This window comes from Kocuria gwangalliensis (assembly GCF_039544365.1).
Lineage (GTDB): Bacteria > Actinomycetota > Actinomycetes > Actinomycetales > Micrococcaceae > Kocuria > Kocuria gwangalliensis.
The window spans coordinates 22,596-38,585 of the sequence record NZ_BAABLN010000015.1 but is presented as its reverse complement, the minus strand read 5'-3'; the positions used below and the strand labels follow the sequence as shown (position 1 = coordinate 38,585).

General features: G+C 66.0%; 16 protein-coding genes and 2 tRNA genes. 13 read left to right on the top strand and 5 right to left on the bottom strand.

Features of this window, described 5'->3' with window-relative positions; translation table 11 throughout:
• The first annotated feature begins 154 nt into the window (after nt 1–154).
• The 3 genes from ABEA06_RS07290 (at nt 155) to ABEA06_RS07280 (ending at nt 2,382) form a co-directional block, all read left to right on the top strand.
• Nucleotides 155–230: transfer RNA gene (locus tag ABEA06_RS07290), tRNA-Arg, on the top strand.
• Nucleotides 231–463: 233 nt separating this feature from the next.
• Nucleotides 464–1,708 (top strand): sensor histidine kinase, encoded by a 1,245-nt coding sequence (locus ABEA06_RS07285; protein ID WP_345311060.1) that lies wholly within the window; start codon nt 464–466, stop codon nt 1,706–1,708.
• Nucleotides 1,705–2,382: a response regulator transcription factor gene (locus tag ABEA06_RS07280; RefSeq protein WP_345311059.1), complete on the top strand. Its 678-nt coding sequence runs from the start codon at nt 1,705–1,707 to the stop codon at nt 2,380–2,382. Before ABEA06_RS07285 ends, ABEA06_RS07280 begins: the two co-directional genes overlap by 4 nt.
• Before the next feature lie 31 nt (nt 2,383–2,413).
• Here the strand turns inward: ABEA06_RS07280 and ABEA06_RS07275 are convergent, their stop codons facing one another.
• Together ABEA06_RS07275 and ABEA06_RS07270 are read right to left on the bottom strand one after the other, a co-directional pair.
• Nucleotides 2,414–2,947: a CPBP family intramembrane glutamic endopeptidase gene (locus ABEA06_RS07275; RefSeq protein WP_345311058.1), complete on the bottom strand. Its 534-nt coding sequence runs from the start codon at nt 2,945–2,947 to the stop codon at nt 2,414–2,416.
• A 72-nt stretch (nt 2,948–3,019) separates the two neighbouring features.
• Nucleotides 3,020–3,292: a hypothetical protein gene (locus tag ABEA06_RS07270; RefSeq protein ID WP_345311057.1), complete on the bottom strand. Its 273-nt coding sequence runs from the start codon at nt 3,290–3,292 to the stop codon at nt 3,020–3,022.
• Nucleotides 3,293–3,514: 222 nt separating this feature from the next.
• On the opposite strand from ABEA06_RS07270, the gene ABEA06_RS07265 reads away from it, so the two are divergent.
• Both ABEA06_RS07265 and ABEA06_RS07260 read left to right on the top strand, forming a co-directional pair.
• Complete coding sequence (locus ABEA06_RS07265; RefSeq protein WP_345311056.1) at nt 3,515–4,615, top strand: GmrSD restriction endonuclease domain-containing protein; 1,101 nt, start codon at nt 3,515–3,517, stop codon at nt 4,613–4,615.
• A gap of 106 nt (nt 4,616–4,721) precedes the next feature.
• Nucleotides 4,722–5,213 carry an SRPBCC domain-containing protein gene (locus ABEA06_RS07260; protein ID WP_303382070.1) on the top strand — a complete coding sequence of 164 codons (492 nt, stop codon included), beginning with the start codon at nt 4,722–4,724 and terminating at the stop codon, nt 5,211–5,213.
• An 18-nt stretch (nt 5,214–5,231) separates the two neighbouring features.
• Here ABEA06_RS07260 and ABEA06_RS07255 read toward each other — a convergent pair whose 3' ends face one another.
• From ABEA06_RS07255 to upp, 3 genes are all read right to left on the bottom strand, one after another.
• Complete coding sequence (locus tag ABEA06_RS07255) at nt 5,232–5,753, bottom strand: SixA phosphatase family protein (RefSeq protein ID WP_345311055.1); 522 nt, start codon at nt 5,751–5,753, stop codon at nt 5,232–5,234.
• Between the two features lie 109 nt (nt 5,754–5,862).
• The gene (locus tag ABEA06_RS07250) at nt 5,863–6,663 is read right to left on the bottom strand and encodes a winged helix-turn-helix domain-containing protein (protein ID WP_312396700.1); all 801 of its coding nucleotides are present in this window, start codon (nt 6,661–6,663) and stop codon (nt 5,863–5,865) included.
• A 336-nt stretch (nt 6,664–6,999) separates the two neighbouring features.
• Complete coding sequence (gene upp / locus ABEA06_RS07245; protein WP_303382073.1) at nt 7,000–7,635, bottom strand: uracil phosphoribosyltransferase; 636 nt, start codon at nt 7,633–7,635, stop codon at nt 7,000–7,002.
• A gap of 174 nt (nt 7,636–7,809) precedes the next feature.
• On the opposite strand from upp, the gene ABEA06_RS07240 reads away from it, so the two are divergent.
• The 8 genes from ABEA06_RS07240 to ABEA06_RS07205 all read left to right on the top strand — a co-directional run bounded on the left by ABEA06_RS07240 (nt 7,810) and on the right by ABEA06_RS07205 (nt 15,986).
• Entirely contained in the window at nt 7,810–8,715 is a 906-nt protein-coding gene (locus ABEA06_RS07240; protein ID WP_312396697.1) for an ABC transporter ATP-binding protein, read from the top strand.
• Nucleotides 8,712–9,986, top strand: coding sequence for an ABC transporter permease (locus ABEA06_RS07235; protein ID WP_345311054.1), 1,275 nt, complete (start codon nt 8,712–8,714; stop codon nt 9,984–9,986). The genes ABEA06_RS07240 and ABEA06_RS07235 overlap by 4 nt, the downstream gene beginning before the upstream one ends.
• Nucleotides 9,987–10,031: 45 nt before the next feature.
• Complete coding sequence (locus ABEA06_RS07230; RefSeq protein WP_303382076.1) at nt 10,032–10,706, top strand: hypothetical protein; 675 nt, start codon at nt 10,032–10,034, stop codon at nt 10,704–10,706.
• Nucleotides 10,707–10,713: 7 nt separating this feature from the next.
• Nucleotides 10,714–11,193: a tRNA adenosine(34) deaminase TadA gene (gene tadA / locus ABEA06_RS07225; RefSeq protein WP_303382077.1), complete on the top strand. Its 480-nt coding sequence runs from the start codon at nt 10,714–10,716 to the stop codon at nt 11,191–11,193.
• Between the two features lie 56 nt (nt 11,194–11,249).
• Nucleotides 11,250–11,339, top strand: a tRNA-Ser gene (locus ABEA06_RS07220).
• Between the two features lie 451 nt (nt 11,340–11,790).
• Nucleotides 11,791–12,516 (top strand): thioesterase family protein, encoded by a 726-nt coding sequence (locus tag ABEA06_RS07215; RefSeq protein WP_345311053.1) that lies wholly within the window; start codon nt 11,791–11,793, stop codon nt 12,514–12,516.
• 104 nt (nt 12,517–12,620) lie between these two features.
• Nucleotides 12,621–12,947: a 2Fe-2S iron-sulfur cluster-binding protein gene (locus tag ABEA06_RS07210; protein WP_345311052.1), complete on the top strand. Its 327-nt coding sequence runs from the start codon at nt 12,621–12,623 to the stop codon at nt 12,945–12,947.
• Between the two features lie 147 nt (nt 12,948–13,094).
• The gene (locus tag ABEA06_RS07205) at nt 13,095–15,986 is read left to right on the top strand and encodes an FAD-binding and (Fe-S)-binding domain-containing protein (protein ID WP_345311051.1); all 2,892 of its coding nucleotides are present in this window, start codon (nt 13,095–13,097) and stop codon (nt 15,984–15,986) included.
• Nucleotides 15,987–15,990: the final 4 nt, after the last annotated feature.

Genomic DNA, 15,990 nt, shown 5'->3' with positions numbered 1-15,990 from the left:
CCAACATCACCGCCACCCTGCGCGCACTAGACCACCACCCCGAAATCGTCCGCCAACTCACCGGACTTTGAAATGGCCCTGCCTAATTTTGCACTTGGCCGCCACCGGTGTAAGTTATTACCCGTTGCAGCCGAGTACATCGGTTGGTGCAAATGCGCCCGTAGCTCAACGGATAGAGCATCTGACTACGGATCAGAAGGTTGGGGGTTCGAATCCCTCCGGGCGCACCATGTGATCTCTCAGGAGATCAGCGACAACCCGGACCCTTATTTTGGGGTCCGGGTTTTTTGGTCTCCCAGTGGTGGCCCCGGGGGTCGTTCGGTAAAGCCCACGTGTCCCCCGAGCTCCCCTTACACTGGACCGCATCAAGGGTGCTGGCATCCCGCTGGCCGAGGGGGAGGGGGAGGCCGAGATGGCGGCTGACGGCGAGCCTTCCCCACACCGGCTGAGACGCCCTCAGGTGGTGCCGGCGGCCCTCACCGCGGTGCTCGCTGCGGCCGGCGTTCTCCTGCTGCCCGTCCTCGCCGCGGCCAGCAACGATCCAGGGTCGGATTTCCCCCCGGTGGGCAGTGCCCCCTGGTGGGTCGTGCTCACCGTGGTCCTCGCCCAGGCCGTGGCCCTGCTGTGGACGCGGAACAAGCCCGTCACCGCGGCGATCGTCGTCACGGCACTACCCGCTGCGCTTGTGCTCCTTGCCCCAGGGCCACTGTTCACCCTCACCGCGCTGGCCACCGCCGTTGCGGCCTACTACGTGGCGACCGCGGTACCGAATCGCCAGATCATCGGAGCCTTGGCGGCCCCAGTTCTCCTGGTCGCCGGCCTCCAGTTCGCCAATGAGATGCTCATGGCGGACCTGACGGCGGCTGTCGCTGCGGGCGCCGCCCTCCTGCAGGCCGTGCTGGTCATCGGCGCTCCCGTGCTGATCGGACTGCTGGTCGCTGCGAGGCGAGAGGCGCAGGAGGCACGCCTCGCCGAGTCGGCCGCCCTCCAACGGGAGCGCGACGTGCTGGTCCAGGCCGACATCTCCCGGGAGCGCACGGCGATGTCGCGGGAGCTCCACGACATCGCCGCTCATCACATGTCCGGGATCGCTTTGCTGGCCGGAGCCGTCGAACGACAGATAGACAACGACCCGAGCGCCGCTAAGCGCTCCGTCGCGCAGATCCGGGCGCAGAGCCGGACGGTTCTGGACGATCTGCGACGACTGGTGGGTTTGCTGCGCGAGGAGGCCGAGGCCGGGCGGACGGTGGCGACCCTGCCGGCCGTGCAGGAGTTCGTCGAGGCCCAGCGAGACGCAGGCGCCGGGGTGGAGCTGGTCATCCACGCGGCCGGCGCGGGCCGGCCTCTCGACACCGGGATCGGGCCGCTCGCGCAGGTGGTCGTCTTCCGGATGGTGCAGGAATCCCTGGCCAATATCGCTGAGCACGCCCCCGGCGCACGGTCCACGGTGACCCTGGACGACCGCGCGGATGAACTCACCGTGGTGGTGGCGAACGGGCGGCCGCCCGTCGCCGATCCCGGCACGGGTGGGGGCTTTGGGCTACTCGGGATGCGTGAGCGCGCCGAGATGATCGACGCGGACCTGGCCTACGGCCCCACCGCCGACGGCGGCTGGCAGACCCGCCTCACCATGCCGCGCGATCCGCGTGCCGCCGGCCCCACCGAGTACGGCGCGCGTCGCGAGCGCAGCGCGAAGGAGACCGCATGATTCGGGTGATGATCGCCGAGGACCAGCCGCTGGCCCGCGCCGGCCTCGTGGCGGTGCTCGAGAGCGAGAGTGACATCGAGGTGGTGGGCACCGCGGCCGACGACCGGCGGGCGCTCGAACTGGCACGAGAACTCTCCCCGGACGTCGCTTGCCTGGACATCCGGATGCCCGGCCGCGACGGGATCGCGGTGGCCAGGGAACTGTGCGGGCCCGCCGCCGACCCGGTGATCCCGGTGCTCATCCTGACCACGTTCGACCTCGATGAGTACCCGTTCGGGGCGCTTGAGGCGGGCGCGTCGGGGTTCCTGCTCAAGGATGCCGAACCGGAGTTGATCGTCCAGGCGGTGCATCAGGTCGCGTCCGGCCAGGGGACGATCGATCAGTCACTCACTCGGCGCGCCCTGCGCGAGTTCGTCGAACGCCGCAGCCTGCAGCCCGTGACCGCCTCGCGAGCGTCCGAGGTACTGACCTCCCGGGAGCACGACATCCTGTTACTTCTCGCGCAGGGCATGTCCAACGAGGAGATCGCCCGGGAGCTGGTGGTGGAGGTCTCCACCGTGAAGTCGCATCTGGCGCGGATGCTGCCCAAGCTAGGTGTCCGCTCGCGATTACAGGCCGTCGTGTGGGCTTACCAGAACCGGGTTGTCGGCGTGCCGGGCCCCGAGGGCCGATGAGGTCCTCGGGGCCCGGTGCTGGGGTGGGTTGTCATCGCGGGAGCGGGTTGGGGTAGCCCAGCCGACCGCGGGTGGCGAGCACCACGGCCGCGCCGGCCACAAGTCCGCCGACGGCCAGCGCATGCATCCACGAGTCGCCGTCGATGCCGGGGAACATCTCGCCCCAGATCACCCAGGCAAAGGTGTTCACGCTGACGTGGGCGAGGATTGCCACCGGCAGGCTCTGCCCCGTCCGGTTGAAGATCCAGGTCATGACCAGGTTGAAGCCGATGCAGAACAGTAGGAACGCTGCCGCGCGGGTCCAGCTCGCCTCCGGGTACTCACCCCAGGGCGTGAAGAACAGCGGCAGGTGCCACACGGCCCAAATCGGGCCCAGGATCATCGATGCAGCCAGGGGATGGAAGCGGTCTTGCAGCCGCGGCAGGGCGAAGTCCCTCCAGCCGGGCTCCTCTGCCAGACCTGTCGTGACGAACTGCAAGATCAGCATGGGGACGTACAGCGCGAGCGCCATGGCCGACGGCGGGTGAACCACGCCCCCGGAGAACGCCAGTCCGGTCAGGAGCATCCCCGCCGGAACGCCGAGCAGGGCGACCGCGTACCAGCGCGGCGCAACCCGCCAGCGCAGCAGGCGGCCGAACTAACGTCGCAACCCCTGTCGGCCGTCGGCTATCGCAGTGACCAGGAACGCGGAGAAAATCGGCCCCAGGTAGGCGCCGGGCAACATGCCGGTGATCTCGTCGACGTGGATCGGCAGCACGCCGAGCCCGCTCTGCGAGAGCACGTAGGGCGCCCAGGAGATCCAGCTCAGCAGGTTCGCCAGCAGAAAGAACGTCAGCAACGGATGGCGTCGAACCACCGCGAGAGGACCGGTGCGAGTCGGCGTATCCGGAGCGTTTTGGGTGGAAGTCATGGTTGTTCCCTTCCGGGGGCGGTGCGAAATGTGCTTGCTCAATAACCGTAGGAAGCAGCGCGTCGCCGGGAGAAGGATTGAAGCCGGGAACCTGCATCGAAAGGTGCAAGACACCGCCGCTCCCTGCTGCGGGCGACCGCCGGCCGCCTCGGTGCGGCCCTTCCCGCATAACCCGCTACGATCTCAACTACCCCCCTCCTCCCATGACAGAGGTGTCGCCCCGTGGCTGCTTCCCCCCGCTCATCCCTGCGCACCACTGCGCTCGCCGCCCTCGCATTGATCGGCCTCCTCTCCGGTTGCGCCCCCGTGGACGCGCCGACGTCCCCCGGCCCGTCGGCAACCGCGAGCGCAGCGGCGTCGGCGTCGGCGTCGGTGGTTTCAAGTACGACGCCGCCCGCGCCCGTTCCCGACTCCGGCGAACCGGCCGTTACGCAGACCCCCGAGGCCGCCGCGCAGCAGGACGAGACGGCCGACGCGGTCCAAAGCCCCGCGCGCGCAGCCCTGGACGAGCTGCCCGTGAAGGGGCGGGCTCCCAAGACCGATTACTCGCGGGAGCAATTCGGCGCGCGGTGGTCCGATACCGATCGCAATGGGTGCGACACCCGCAATGACATTCTCCGCCGCGATCTCACGGACGTGGCCGTGGCCCCGGGCACCCAAGGCTGCAAGGTACTCAGTGGCGATCTGACGAGCCCCTTCACCGGCGAGTTCATTGATTTCGTGGCCGGCGTCCAAACCAGTTCCGACGTGCAGATCGACCATGTGGTGGCCCTGTCCGACGCGTGGCAGAAGGGCGCCCAGAACCTGGACGCGGACCGGCGCACACAGTTCGCCAATGACCCACTGAATCTCCTGGCCGTGGACGGGCCCAGCAACTCCGCCAAAGGAGACGGAGACGCCGCCACCTGGCTGCCGCCCGCCAGGGAATTCCGCTGCGAGTACGTGGCCCGGCAGATCGTCGTGAAGCAACGCTATGAGCTGTGGGTCACGGATGCGGAGAAGCGGGCCATGGATGGGGTGCTCAGCCAGTGCCCGGACCAGTCGCTGACCACCGACCCTGTGGTTCCGGAACCCATCGACGCCCCAGGCACCCCTGCGCCCACGCAGCCCGCCCCCGTGGAGCCCCCCGCCGTCATTGCCACGGCGGCACCCGTCCCGGACGCACCCGAGGTCCCCGCACCTGAGGCGCAGACCGACGTGTACTTCGCAAAATGCGCCGACGCCCGCGCCGCGGGTGCCGCCCCGCTCCACGCCGGCCAGCCGGGATACCGCCCCGGTCTCGACGGCGACGGCGACGGCGTTGCCTGCGAGTCCCGCCGCTGAGCCATGCCGCGGCTCTCGACAGCTCACGTGGCGGGTGGTTAATTGATCACTGAACGGGGGCAGCCGGTCCTCGACAATGCCGGGCTCGGCGACAAGGAGAGCGCTCGTGATCACTGGAGTCCTGGAAACCATTGACGGTGCGCCGAATCTGGTGCTCACCCGCAACGTTCCCGCGCCTACTGAGAAGGTGTGGAAGGCATTCACCGAGTCGGATCAGTTGGCCCTGTGGTTCGGCACCTGGGCGGGTGACCCCACCTCGGGCCGGGTGGAGGTCAGCATGGCCTTCGAGGAGGAGGCCGGCTCCGAGCCCTACGTGATCGTCACGTGCGAAAAATCCTCTCACTTACGCGTGCACAGCACCAACGAAGACGCCGCGCAGATCTGGACTTTGGACGTGCAGTTGTCGAAAACCGATGCGGGTACGCACGTGAAGTTCGCCATGCCCGTCCCACCCGGCATGGACGTGAAATACATCGGCGCGGGGTGGGAGTACTACCTGGATCGCATGGTCGAAACCGTGGAAACCGGGCGGGTCAGCACCAAGCAGTGGCCGCCCTACGAGGCCCTCATGCCCGAATACGAGGCCGAGCTGGGCTGACCAGGATTCGCTCGACCGCTAGCCCCGCGGCACCTCGAAATGGACCAGCCGCGCATTCCCGCCATCCAACAGGGCCCAGTCGTCCGGAACCTCCAGCACCGTGATCCCCGATGTGGGGAAGCCACCGGAAACATCCATCATTGCGTCCACATCCGATTCGCGGGAGGCCAACCGCAGTACCGTGTCCAGCACCCCCGGCATGTGGGCGACCACCAAGAGCGTGCGCACTGCTTCCGGTGCGTGATTGATCGCGGCGATGATTGCGGTGTCGTGCGCGTTGTACAACTCGTCCACCAGCTGCGGGGTGGGTGCCTTCTCCCCCAGTTCACTGCACACCCACGTCACGGTCTGGCGGGTCCGCAGCGCGGAGGACACCATGATCATGTCCGGGGTGTATTGCTGCGCGAGCCACTCCCCGGCCGCGGCGGCATCCTGCGCACCGCGGGGCATCAGGGGCCGATCATGATCCAGGGCACCGGGCGGGTGATCCGCCTCCGCGTGCCGCATGATCACCAGGTGCTTTACATCGTGGCGTGCCATGCCCACCAGTCTGACACGCGCCTGCCGCACCCTTAACCACGCCGACGCCGCTCGGCGTCCCGGGTGGGGCGCGCGAGCGGCGTCGGCGGTGAAGAAATCCGAGAAGGCGTCAGATCGAATACTCGGGGGCCGCCCACACAACCACTTCCGGGTGGTCGTAAAAGCGGTAACCCTGACCGCGCACGGTGCGCACGGTATTGGCCAGGCGGCCGAGCTTGGAGCGCAAGCGGCGGACGTGAACGTCAATGGTGCGCTCGGAAGGGACCTCTTCCGCGTCGTCCCAGAGGTTGTCCAACAGCTCGAGACGACCCACGGTGCGGGTGCCGTTCTCCACCAGGTAGTTGAGCAACTCGAATTCGCGGTGCGTGAGGTTGAGCAGATCGCCGTCCAGGAACACCTCGCGGCGGGACAGGTCGATCAACACGCCCACGCGCTGGTGGTCAATGGTGGAACCGGATGCCGGAGTGGGCAACGGGACCATGGGTTCGATCACCGGGTCCGCGCAGGTGGGGTCGCCTAGTGCGCTACGCACGACCTCGAGGTCGGTGCCTTCCGCATTGATCGGGGCCAGCGCCACGGCCGCGTAGGAATCCGATTCGGGAACGAGTTGATGGATGTGATTGCGCACGTCCTGGACCAGCTGGACCAGGTTGATCCCGCGATCGGCGGCGGCCTGCTCGTCCACGCCCACGTAGACCACGAACCCGCGAGCTTCGGTGGGCTGCTGGTCCGCTACGGAATGGCGTTCCAGGCGGGCATCCTGGGACTGGTCGCCGGCGAGGGAGCGCAGAGTGCGATATTCCTCGACGGACCCTGCCACGCGATGAGGTCCGCGCGAACGCATCGCCGCCTGCGCGGCATTCAATCGATGCCGCTGAGAAATGTGGACGTAGCCCGGTGCGCCTGACATGTGAGTATCCCCTGCCTCGTGGAACGCCGAACCCGTGAGTTTCCTGGACGCGACGTACTCAACATCGTGGGCGACAACACCGACACTTGCAAGTAACAAACCCGTTTGTTTCTCACATAATGAGACAAGAGGGCGCAAATGTAATCCAAATCACCTTTTCGGAGAACTTACGGCAAGGGCCATACAAGGCCAACCATTCCCTCAAAAACGCACGAACCCGCGCCATCCCGGGGCTTGATTCGGAGCGTGGTCGTCTGAATCAGAATCTTCGCTCGATGTCAAGAACCTGGGACGCCCGGTACCACTTACACGGGAAACTCACCCGCACCGGACGGGTCAGTCCACCACGCCGTACAGGCGATCTCCGGCATCCCCCAAGCCGGGCACGATGTAGGCGTTCTCGTCCAGGCGTTCGTCGATGGCGGCCAGCACCAGGTTCACCTCGGCGTCTCCGAGTTCTTCCTCGAGCTTGGCAAGACCCTCCGGGGCAGCCAGCAAGCAGACGCACGTGATCTGCTCGGCACCACGGCGGTACAGGAACTTAATGGCTTCGCGCAGGGTGCCGCCCGTGGCCAACATGGGGTCCAGGACGTAGACCTGGCGACCCGTCAGGTCCTCGGGCAATCGTTCGGCGTAGGTGATGATGTCCAGGGTGGTGTCATCCCGGGCCATCCCCAGGAAGCCGACCTCCGCGGTGGGGATCAACCGGGTCATGCCTTCGAGCATGCCCAGCCCGGCTCGCAGAATGGGGACCACCAGCGGTCGGGGCCGCGACAGTCCTACACCCTGGGTCTGCGCCACCGGTGTCTGAATGGTGATGGGCTCCACACGAACCTCGCGCGTGGCCTCGTACGCAAGCAGCGTGACGAGTTCTTCGACCAGCTGTCGGAACACCGGCGAGGGTGTCGACTTGTCGCGCAGAACGCTCAGCTTGTGGGCAACCAGGGGGTGATCCAAAACGGTGACTCGCATACGGTCAAACTAGCACCGGCGGCTCCCGTTCGCCCCGGAGCGAAGCCGGTTCACCTCGGTGTCACGGGTGAAAGTTCCACCCGTCGTAGGATGCGTGGCCTATCGTCGATACGAAAGAGTTGAACACAACCACATTGGTACATCAGCTGAAGCCCCCGAAAGGAACAACCTCTTATGACGGCTCCGGTCCTCGAAACCGAGAATCTGGTCAAGATATATGGCAGAGGGGAAACCAGGTTCGACGCTCTGAAGGGCGTGAACCTGCAGATCAACGAGGGCGAGTCCGTAGCCGTTGTTGGTAAGTCCGGTTCGGGCAAATCCACTCTCATGCATTTGTTGGCTCTGCTCGACGCCCCCACCCACGGTGTGGTGGCCCTCAAGGGGCAGCCCACCAATAATTTGGATGCCAAGCAGCTCAACGAACTGCGCAACTCCGCGTTCGGTTTCGTGTTCCAGCAGTTCTTCCTCACGCCCAACCAGACCGTTCTGGAGAACGTGACGCTGCCGCTGAAAATCGCCGGCGTCCACTCCGCCGAACGCAAGCGCCGCGGCATGGAGGCCCTCGAGCAGCTTGAGATGGCGGACAAGGCCTCCAACAGGGCCACGGATCTTTCCGGCGGTCAGAAACAGCGCGTGGTCATTGCCCGCGCGCTGATCAACGAACCTTCCGTGATCTTTGCGGACGAGCCCACGGGCAACTTGGACACGGCCACCTCGGACGTGGTGGAAGACATCCTGTTCGGCCTCAACAAGGACAAGGGCATCACCTTGGTGGTGGTCACCCACGATCCCGACCTCGCTTCTCGTTGTTCTCGCCAGATCTACCTGGTGGACGGGGAAATCGACCGGAGCGCATCGCCCGCCGCGGCGTCGTCGTTGTTTGCCGATCGCTCCCAATCGCGCCAAGGTGAGCAGGGGCAGGTCACCGTCAAGGAACCCGCGACGGGGCAGCTCATCGCCCTGAGCGAGGCCGACGCCGCCGAGATCGCCGAGGCCGCTCGCCGCCCCCACCGCGCGGGCCGCCATGCCGCCCCGTGGGCCCAATCGACCACCCCCGACCAGCAGGGAGTCTCCGAGTGAAGTTTGTCGATCTGCTGCGGACGGCCATCGGAAACACGTTCCGTTCCAAAGCACGAACCGTTCTGACCGTCATCGCGATCTTCATCGGTGCGTTCACGCTGACCCTCACCTCGGGTGTGGGTACCGGTGTCAACGACTACATCGACAAGACGGTGGCCGGCTTTGGAGACCAGAAGTCCATTTACGTGCAGAAGGTCGAGGAACAAACCGCACCCCAGGACGACGGCCCCCGCGAATACGACCCGGAGGAATCCAGCATTCAAACGGGCTTCGGATCAACCAGTGGTCTGAACAACGATGACATCGAAACCATCAGGAACATTGACGGGGTCACGTCCGTGGACCCCATGTACATGGTGGCCCCCACGTACCTGGAAACCTCCGACGACAAAAAGTTCCAGCTGAGCCTGGGCATGCCCTCCGACGCAGAGGGCGTCCAGCTCGAAGCCGGCGAGGTCCCCGCACGCGAGAGCGACGAAATGCTTGTTCCCGCCTCATGGGTGGCGGACCTGGGCTTTGATTCGAACGAAGCCGCGGTGGGTGAGACCGTGGATGTGGTCATGACCAACATGGCCGGGGAGGACAAGGCCTTCGAGGTCACCATTTCCGGCGTCTCACAGGCCTCCTTGGCGGGCACGTCCCTGACACCCATGCCGTCTTCGAGCCTCAACGAGAAACTCTACGACTACCAGAGCTCCGGGTCCCCGCGGGACGTCCCGGACACCTACTTCATGGCCGTGGCCAATGTCGAGAACATCGACGACGCCGGTCGGATCAAGTCCCAGCTCGCGGACGAGAACATGATGGGCATGACCGTGGAGGACCAGCTTGGCATGTTCCGCGCGGTCATCAACGCCATCGTGTGGATCCTGAACTCCTTCGCGATCATTGCCCTGCTGGCTGCGGGTTTCGGCATTGTGAACACGCTGCTGATGTCCGTGCAGGAGCGAACCCGTGAGATCGGTCTGATGAAGGCCCTGGGTATGAGCGGCGGCAAGGTCTTCGGCCTGTTCTCCCTCGAGGCCATCTTCATTGGTTTCCTGGGTTCGGCCATCGGTGCTGCCTTGGGTGTGGTCACCGGTTCGATCATCAGTTCCGTGTTGTCCAACGGGTTGCTGGAAGGTCTACCCGGCCTGAATCTGTTCCTTTTCGACCCGGTCAAGACCGTCCTGATCATCCTGTCCGTGATGGTCATTGCGTTCCTGGCCGGCACCATTCCTGCCATGCGAGCAGCACGGCAGGATCCCATCAACGCCCTCCGTTACGAATAATCCACCCGCAGCACTCGCACCGAATCGAAGAAGGGAACTTCCCCCATGAGCACCACACCCAATGATCCCCGCGACCCGCAGTTCGGTGATCAGAGCCGCCCGCAGCCCAATCCCGCTCAGCCCTTCGGCGTTCAACCCGGCAATGTTCAGCCCGGTGCCGGCCAGACCCCGCAGAACGCACCCCAGCACGGTTACGGCCAGCAGGGTGGCAAGTACGGCACCAGTGAGTACAACCCCAACCAGTACACCGGCATGGTGGAGCGCCCCGCGCTACTCGACAAACTGCTCAAGCTGACGCTGTTGTCCGCAGCGCTGTACGTGCTGTTCACGATCGTGAGTCTCATCGCCAATTCCACGACCGATCTGGCAGCGGTCTACCGTGACCAGGGCATGAGCAGTGAACAGGCCGAGATGTTCGCGAGTTCCACCGGTGGCGTGCTCGGAACCGTCATTGGCCTGGCCATCGCCCTCCTGCTGTACTTCCTGGTCTACCGCGGTCTGGCCAAGGGCAAGAACTGGGCCCGTATCCTGGGCACCGTCTTTGCGGCCCTGTCCATCCTGTCGTACCTCTTCGGGATGCTCGGCGCGCTCATGTACGGCGGCCTGGGCATCGTGCTCATCGTGATTGCACTCATCGCACTCATCGTGGACATCCTGTGGATCGTTACCGCGTTCAAGGCTCCCAACTCCGCGTACTTCGCGCAGAACAGCCGCCGGTAAGTCACCCATGGCGTTACCGCCCACTGCCAGGTCCATCCAGCACGAACGTTGGATGGACCTGGCTTTGTCAGAAGCCCAGCACACCGCGGCGAGCGGAGACGTTCCGATCGGTGCGGTGGTCGTGGACTCCCGGGGCGAGGTGGTCGGCCGCGGCTTCAATCGCAGGGAGGCCCGCGGCGATCCCACCGCCCACGCTGAGATTCTCGCCCTGCGCGACGCCGCCGCCCGTACGGGCTCGTGGCGCCTCGGGGGCTGCACACTGGTGGTGACCCTGGAACCGTGCGCCATGTGCGCCGGGGCCATCGTGCTGTCCCGGGTACCGAGGTTGGTGCTCGGGGCGTGGGATCCGAAGGCCGGAGCCTGCGGGTCCGTGTTCGATGTGGTCCGTGAACCGCGACTCAACCACTGGGTGGAAGTCACCGGTGGGGTCCGCGAGGCGGAGTGCGCCGCGCTACTGCGGGAGTTCTTCGCGGCCCACCGCACGTAGCCCCTGTCGGCACGGTTTGGTTCCCGGTGGAACCTGACGGTAAAGTACTTCGAGCTGGTGACGTGTCCGAGCGGCCGAAGGTGCATCACTCGAAATGATGTTTGGTGTTAAAGCCAACGAGGGTTCAAATCCCTCCGTCACCGCCACTCGAAATCGCCCGCTATCCCTGGTCAAACAGGGGTAGCGGGCGTTTTTCATGCCCAGGGGTCCGCGCGTGGACACCGCGTGGACACATCCGCTGGGCTGACGTATCGACGCTATGACCCTGGGTCCCGCGCCGCCGCATTCTGGTCGACGGTAGCGCCACTCCTCGCCGGATTTTTGGCGTTACCGTCGATGGGAATGCGCGCCTCCCAGTTGGGTTGGACATAGCGTCGATGAGACTGCTCCGCCGCTCCGGCCGATGGCTCAACAGGCCGCGGGTGCACGGCGATATCGATGCGGGACTCTAAAGTGTAATACAGGACACAAACACCACCTTTCAGGAGGACCCGCAGGACGACCACCGAACCCAAGCCCCAGCACCTCGGCGCCAACGGGGAAGAGGTCCCCGACGCCCACTACGTGCGGACCGGGGAGCACAGTTTCCGGACCACGGTGTACACGCAGGGGGCGTGGAGCCCGCTGGAACAGCACATGGCGGCGTCGTCGGGCTTGCTGGTCCATGAGGTGGAACGCAACCACCCGCGCGAAGACGTGATCCCCGTGCGGTTGTCGTTCGACATTCTGGGGTTCATTCCCGGCGGTGACATCGAGGTGCACACCCGCGTGCTGCGCCCGGGCAAAACCATTGAGCTGCTCGAGGCCACCATGAGTGCGGACGGCCGCCCCTGCATCCGATTGAACATGTGGCGGCTCAAGACCTCGGACACCCAGGACGTGGCCGGCGGCGAGATCCGCCCGCTCCCACCGGTGGACCAATGCCCACCGGTGGACATGACCGAGACGTGGGCCGGTGGTTTCATTGCCACCCTGGAGGCTCACCTTGCTCGCGAACCCCGCCCGGGAAGTGCCGCGGGGTGGCTGCGCATCAAGCACCGGATTGTGGCGGGCGAAACGTCCTCCCACACCGCTCGTTTCGTCAGTGCCATTGACACCGCCAACGGTATTGCGCCCCGCATCGAACCCGGTCAGTGGGCGTTCCCCAACGTGGACCTGTCCATCCACTTGATCCGCGAACCGGTCTCCGAATGGGTGGGCCTGGACACCAACGTGGAAATCAGCCCGGTCGGTGTGGGACTGACCCACTCGGAACTCTTCGACGAGAACGGCCCGATCGGGCGCGTGGCCCAGGCGCTGACCGTGCGCCGCATGGGGGACTGATCACACTTTGCCATCCGGTGGCCCCCCGCCGCGCGCCGCAACCGTAGAATGGCCACTGGTTCCGTGAATCCACAACGGGTCGTAACTGTAGGAGGTCCACCCGAGTGAGCAGCATCAAGATCAATGTGACCGACCGTGACGGTGTGCGCACCGAGGGCGTCGAGTGGAAGGACTACGAGTCCCTCATGGAGGCCCTGACCCGGCACAAGTTCCCCATCCTGGCGACCTGCGGCGGCAATGCCTCGTGCTCCACATGCCACTCGTACCTGGATCAGGAATCGTTCGTGAAAACCGGCGGCACCAACGAGGAGGAGGAAGACCTCCTGGAGATGCTCGACGACACCCGCCACGACACCTCCCGTTTGACCTGCCAGGTCGAGTGGAACGAGGACCTCGAGGGCGCCGAGATCATCATTGCCCCGGAGTGGTGAGTCACCGGTCGTAAATCCCGCCGACGCCGCCCGCGCACCTTCCCCACGAAGGCGCGCGGGCGGCGTCGTGGTCCGTCCAGGACACCGCGACACGGACCGCGGGCGAGCCAATTGGAATCCCGGGGTCGGGTGCGCGAAAGTTAGACCATGACAGCTCTCCGGGATGATCTGACCACCCGTGCCGCGTACGTGTCCGACGCTTCCATTTACCGCAGGTTGCCCCGGGCCGTGGCGGAACCGCGTTCCGTGGCGGACATCCGCGAACTGCTCGCGACCGCTCAAGAGAAGGGCTGGCCGGTGATTTCGCGCGGCGGTGGAACATCGGTGGCGGGCAACGCGATGGGCGATGGTCTGATCATCGACACCTCCCGGTACTTCAACCGCATCCTGGAGATCGACCCGGACCTGCAGACGGCCACGATCGAACCCGGGGTGATTTGCGATCAGCTGCGCGACGCCGCAAGCGAATTCGGTCTCACCTACGGACCGGACCCGTCCACGCACGCTCGCTGCACGGTGGGGGGCATGGTGGCCAACAACGCGTGCGGTTCGCACTCGGTCGCGTGGGGCACCAGCGCGTCCAACCTGGTGGCGGTCACGGTCATGCTCGCCGACGGGCGCGAGGTCGCTCTGGAGGCCGGCGGCACCTCGGACGCCGCCCTGACTTCCCAGCTCACGCAACTGCGCGACCGCCATCTGGCCATGCTACGCACCGAACTGGGTCAGTTCCCGCGCCAGGTCTCCGGCTACGGGCTCCAGTACTTGCTGGGTGAAAACGGCTTCGACGTGGCCAAGGCCTTCTCCGGCACCGAGGGCACGTGCGGGATCATCACCCGGCTCACGGTCAAGCTCGTGACCAAGCCCAAGTTCACCGCGCTCGCCGTGCTCGGCTTCAAGGACGCGATCGAGGCGGCCACCGCGGCACCGAAATTCCGCGTACCCGGCGTGACGACCATCGAGGGTATGGGCTCGGACCTGCTGACCGCGCTGCGTACCCGCCCGGGCCAGGAAAACGCGGGCGGTGAACTCCCCGCCGGTGGCGGCTGGCTCTACTGCGAAGTGGGCGCGGACACCCAGGAAAAAGCGTTCGAAGCGGCCCAGAAACTCCCCGGGCTCGTGACGGAAACCGTGGTGGACTCCGTGGTCGTGGGCGACCCCGCCGAGGCACGTGCCCTGTGGCACATCCGCGAGGCCGGTGCCGGTATCGTGACCCGCCTCCCGGACGGCGGCGAGGCCTGGCCCGGCTGGGAGGACTCCGCAGTGCCCCCTCACCACTTGGGCGCCTACCTCAAGGACCTCTACGACCTGCTGGGTGAGATGAACCTGCGCGGCATCCCGTTCGGTCACTTCGGTGAGGGCTGCGTGCACATCCGCATCTCCTTCGACTTCAACACCGACGACGGCGTGGCCCTGTACCGCGAGTTCATTGAACGCGCCGCGGACCTGGTGCACCGCTACGGTGGGTCGGTCTCCGGCGAACACGGTGACGGTCGCGCCCGCTCCGAGCTGTTGGCCACGATCTACTCGCCCGAGGCCCGCCAGGCCTTCGCCGAGTTCAAGCAGATTTTCGATCCCGGAAACGTTTTCAACCCCGGTGTGGTGGTGGATCCCGAACCCATCGACCAGGGCATCCGCCCCGGCCCCGGCGCTCGTACCTTCGAGCTCACCCCGGTCCATGCGTTCTCCTCGGACAACGGCTCCTTCGGCCAGGCCGTCAACCGCTGCGTGGGCGTGGGTGCGTGCCGTTCTGACGCCGGCGCCATGTGCCCGTCCTTCCAGGCCACCCACGACGAGGTCCACTCGACCCGGGGCCGCATGCGCTCGCTGGCCGAGATGCTCCGCGGGGAAACCATCACGGACGGTTGGAAATCCAAAGAAACCTTGGAGGCTCTGGACCTGTGCCTGTCCTGCAAGGCCTGCGCCACCGAGTGCCCCGTCAACGTGGACATGGCCACCTACAAGGCCGAGTTCCTGCACCACCACTTCCGCCAGGGCCTCACCTCGTTCATCGGTAAGGACCGCCGCCCCATGGCCCATCTGAGCATGGGGTGGATGCCGTGGCTCATGAAACTCGTGACCAAGGTCCCCGGCTCGCTGCGCGCGGTCAACGTCCTGGAACGCTTCCGCCCCGTGGAGGAACTCACCAAGAAGCTCGGCGGCATCGAGCCGAAACGCCGCATGATTCGCTTCAACAACGCCCCGCTCACCTCCTGGTACAAGGCCCGTGCCAAGGGCGACGACGCCGCTCGCGATCTTGCGCGCGGGGGCCACCGGGCGGCGTCGGCGGGGGACGAAAAGCCGTCCGTGGTGCTGTGGCCGGACACCTTCACCAACTTCTCCGCGGATGCCCCCGGCAAGGCCGCGATCGAGGTGCTCGAGGCCATGGGCTACCGCGTGCTCATGCCCATGGGCAACGTGTGCTGCGGGCTGACGTGGCACTCGACCGGGCAGTTGGACATGACGCGCAAGACCCTGCGGCAGACCCTGGACGTGATGGAGCCGCTGCTCGAGGCGGGCTACCCGATCATCGGCCTGGAACCGTCCTGCACGGTGATGCTCCAGCACGACATCACCGAATTGCTGCCCGAGGACCCCCGAGCCCACAAGGTGCAGGCCCTCACGGTCACCCTGGGTGAGTTCAGTGCCAAGCACGCCGAGGACGGTGGCCACTGGCCCTTCGGCACCCTCGAAACCCAGGCCGGGCCCGGCCGGGCGCTGTGCCAGGTGCACTGCCACGAGCAGTCGGTGGGCAACTACTCCCCCGAGCTGCAGGTCCTGGACAAGCTGGGCGTGAACACCAGCGTGGTGGGTGGCGGCTGCTGCGGGCTGGCCGGCAACTGGGGCTTCGAACCGGGCCACTACGAGGTCTCCCAAACCCTCGGCGAGCGCGAGCTGTTCCCGAGTATCCGCGCGGCCGAGCCCGGAACCATCGTGCTCGCGGACGGTTTTTCGTGCCGCACGCAGATCGCCCAGGGAACCGGCGCAGAAGGAGTTCACCTCGCCCAGGTGATGCGTGCAGCGATTCAGCCGGAAAAGTAGCACA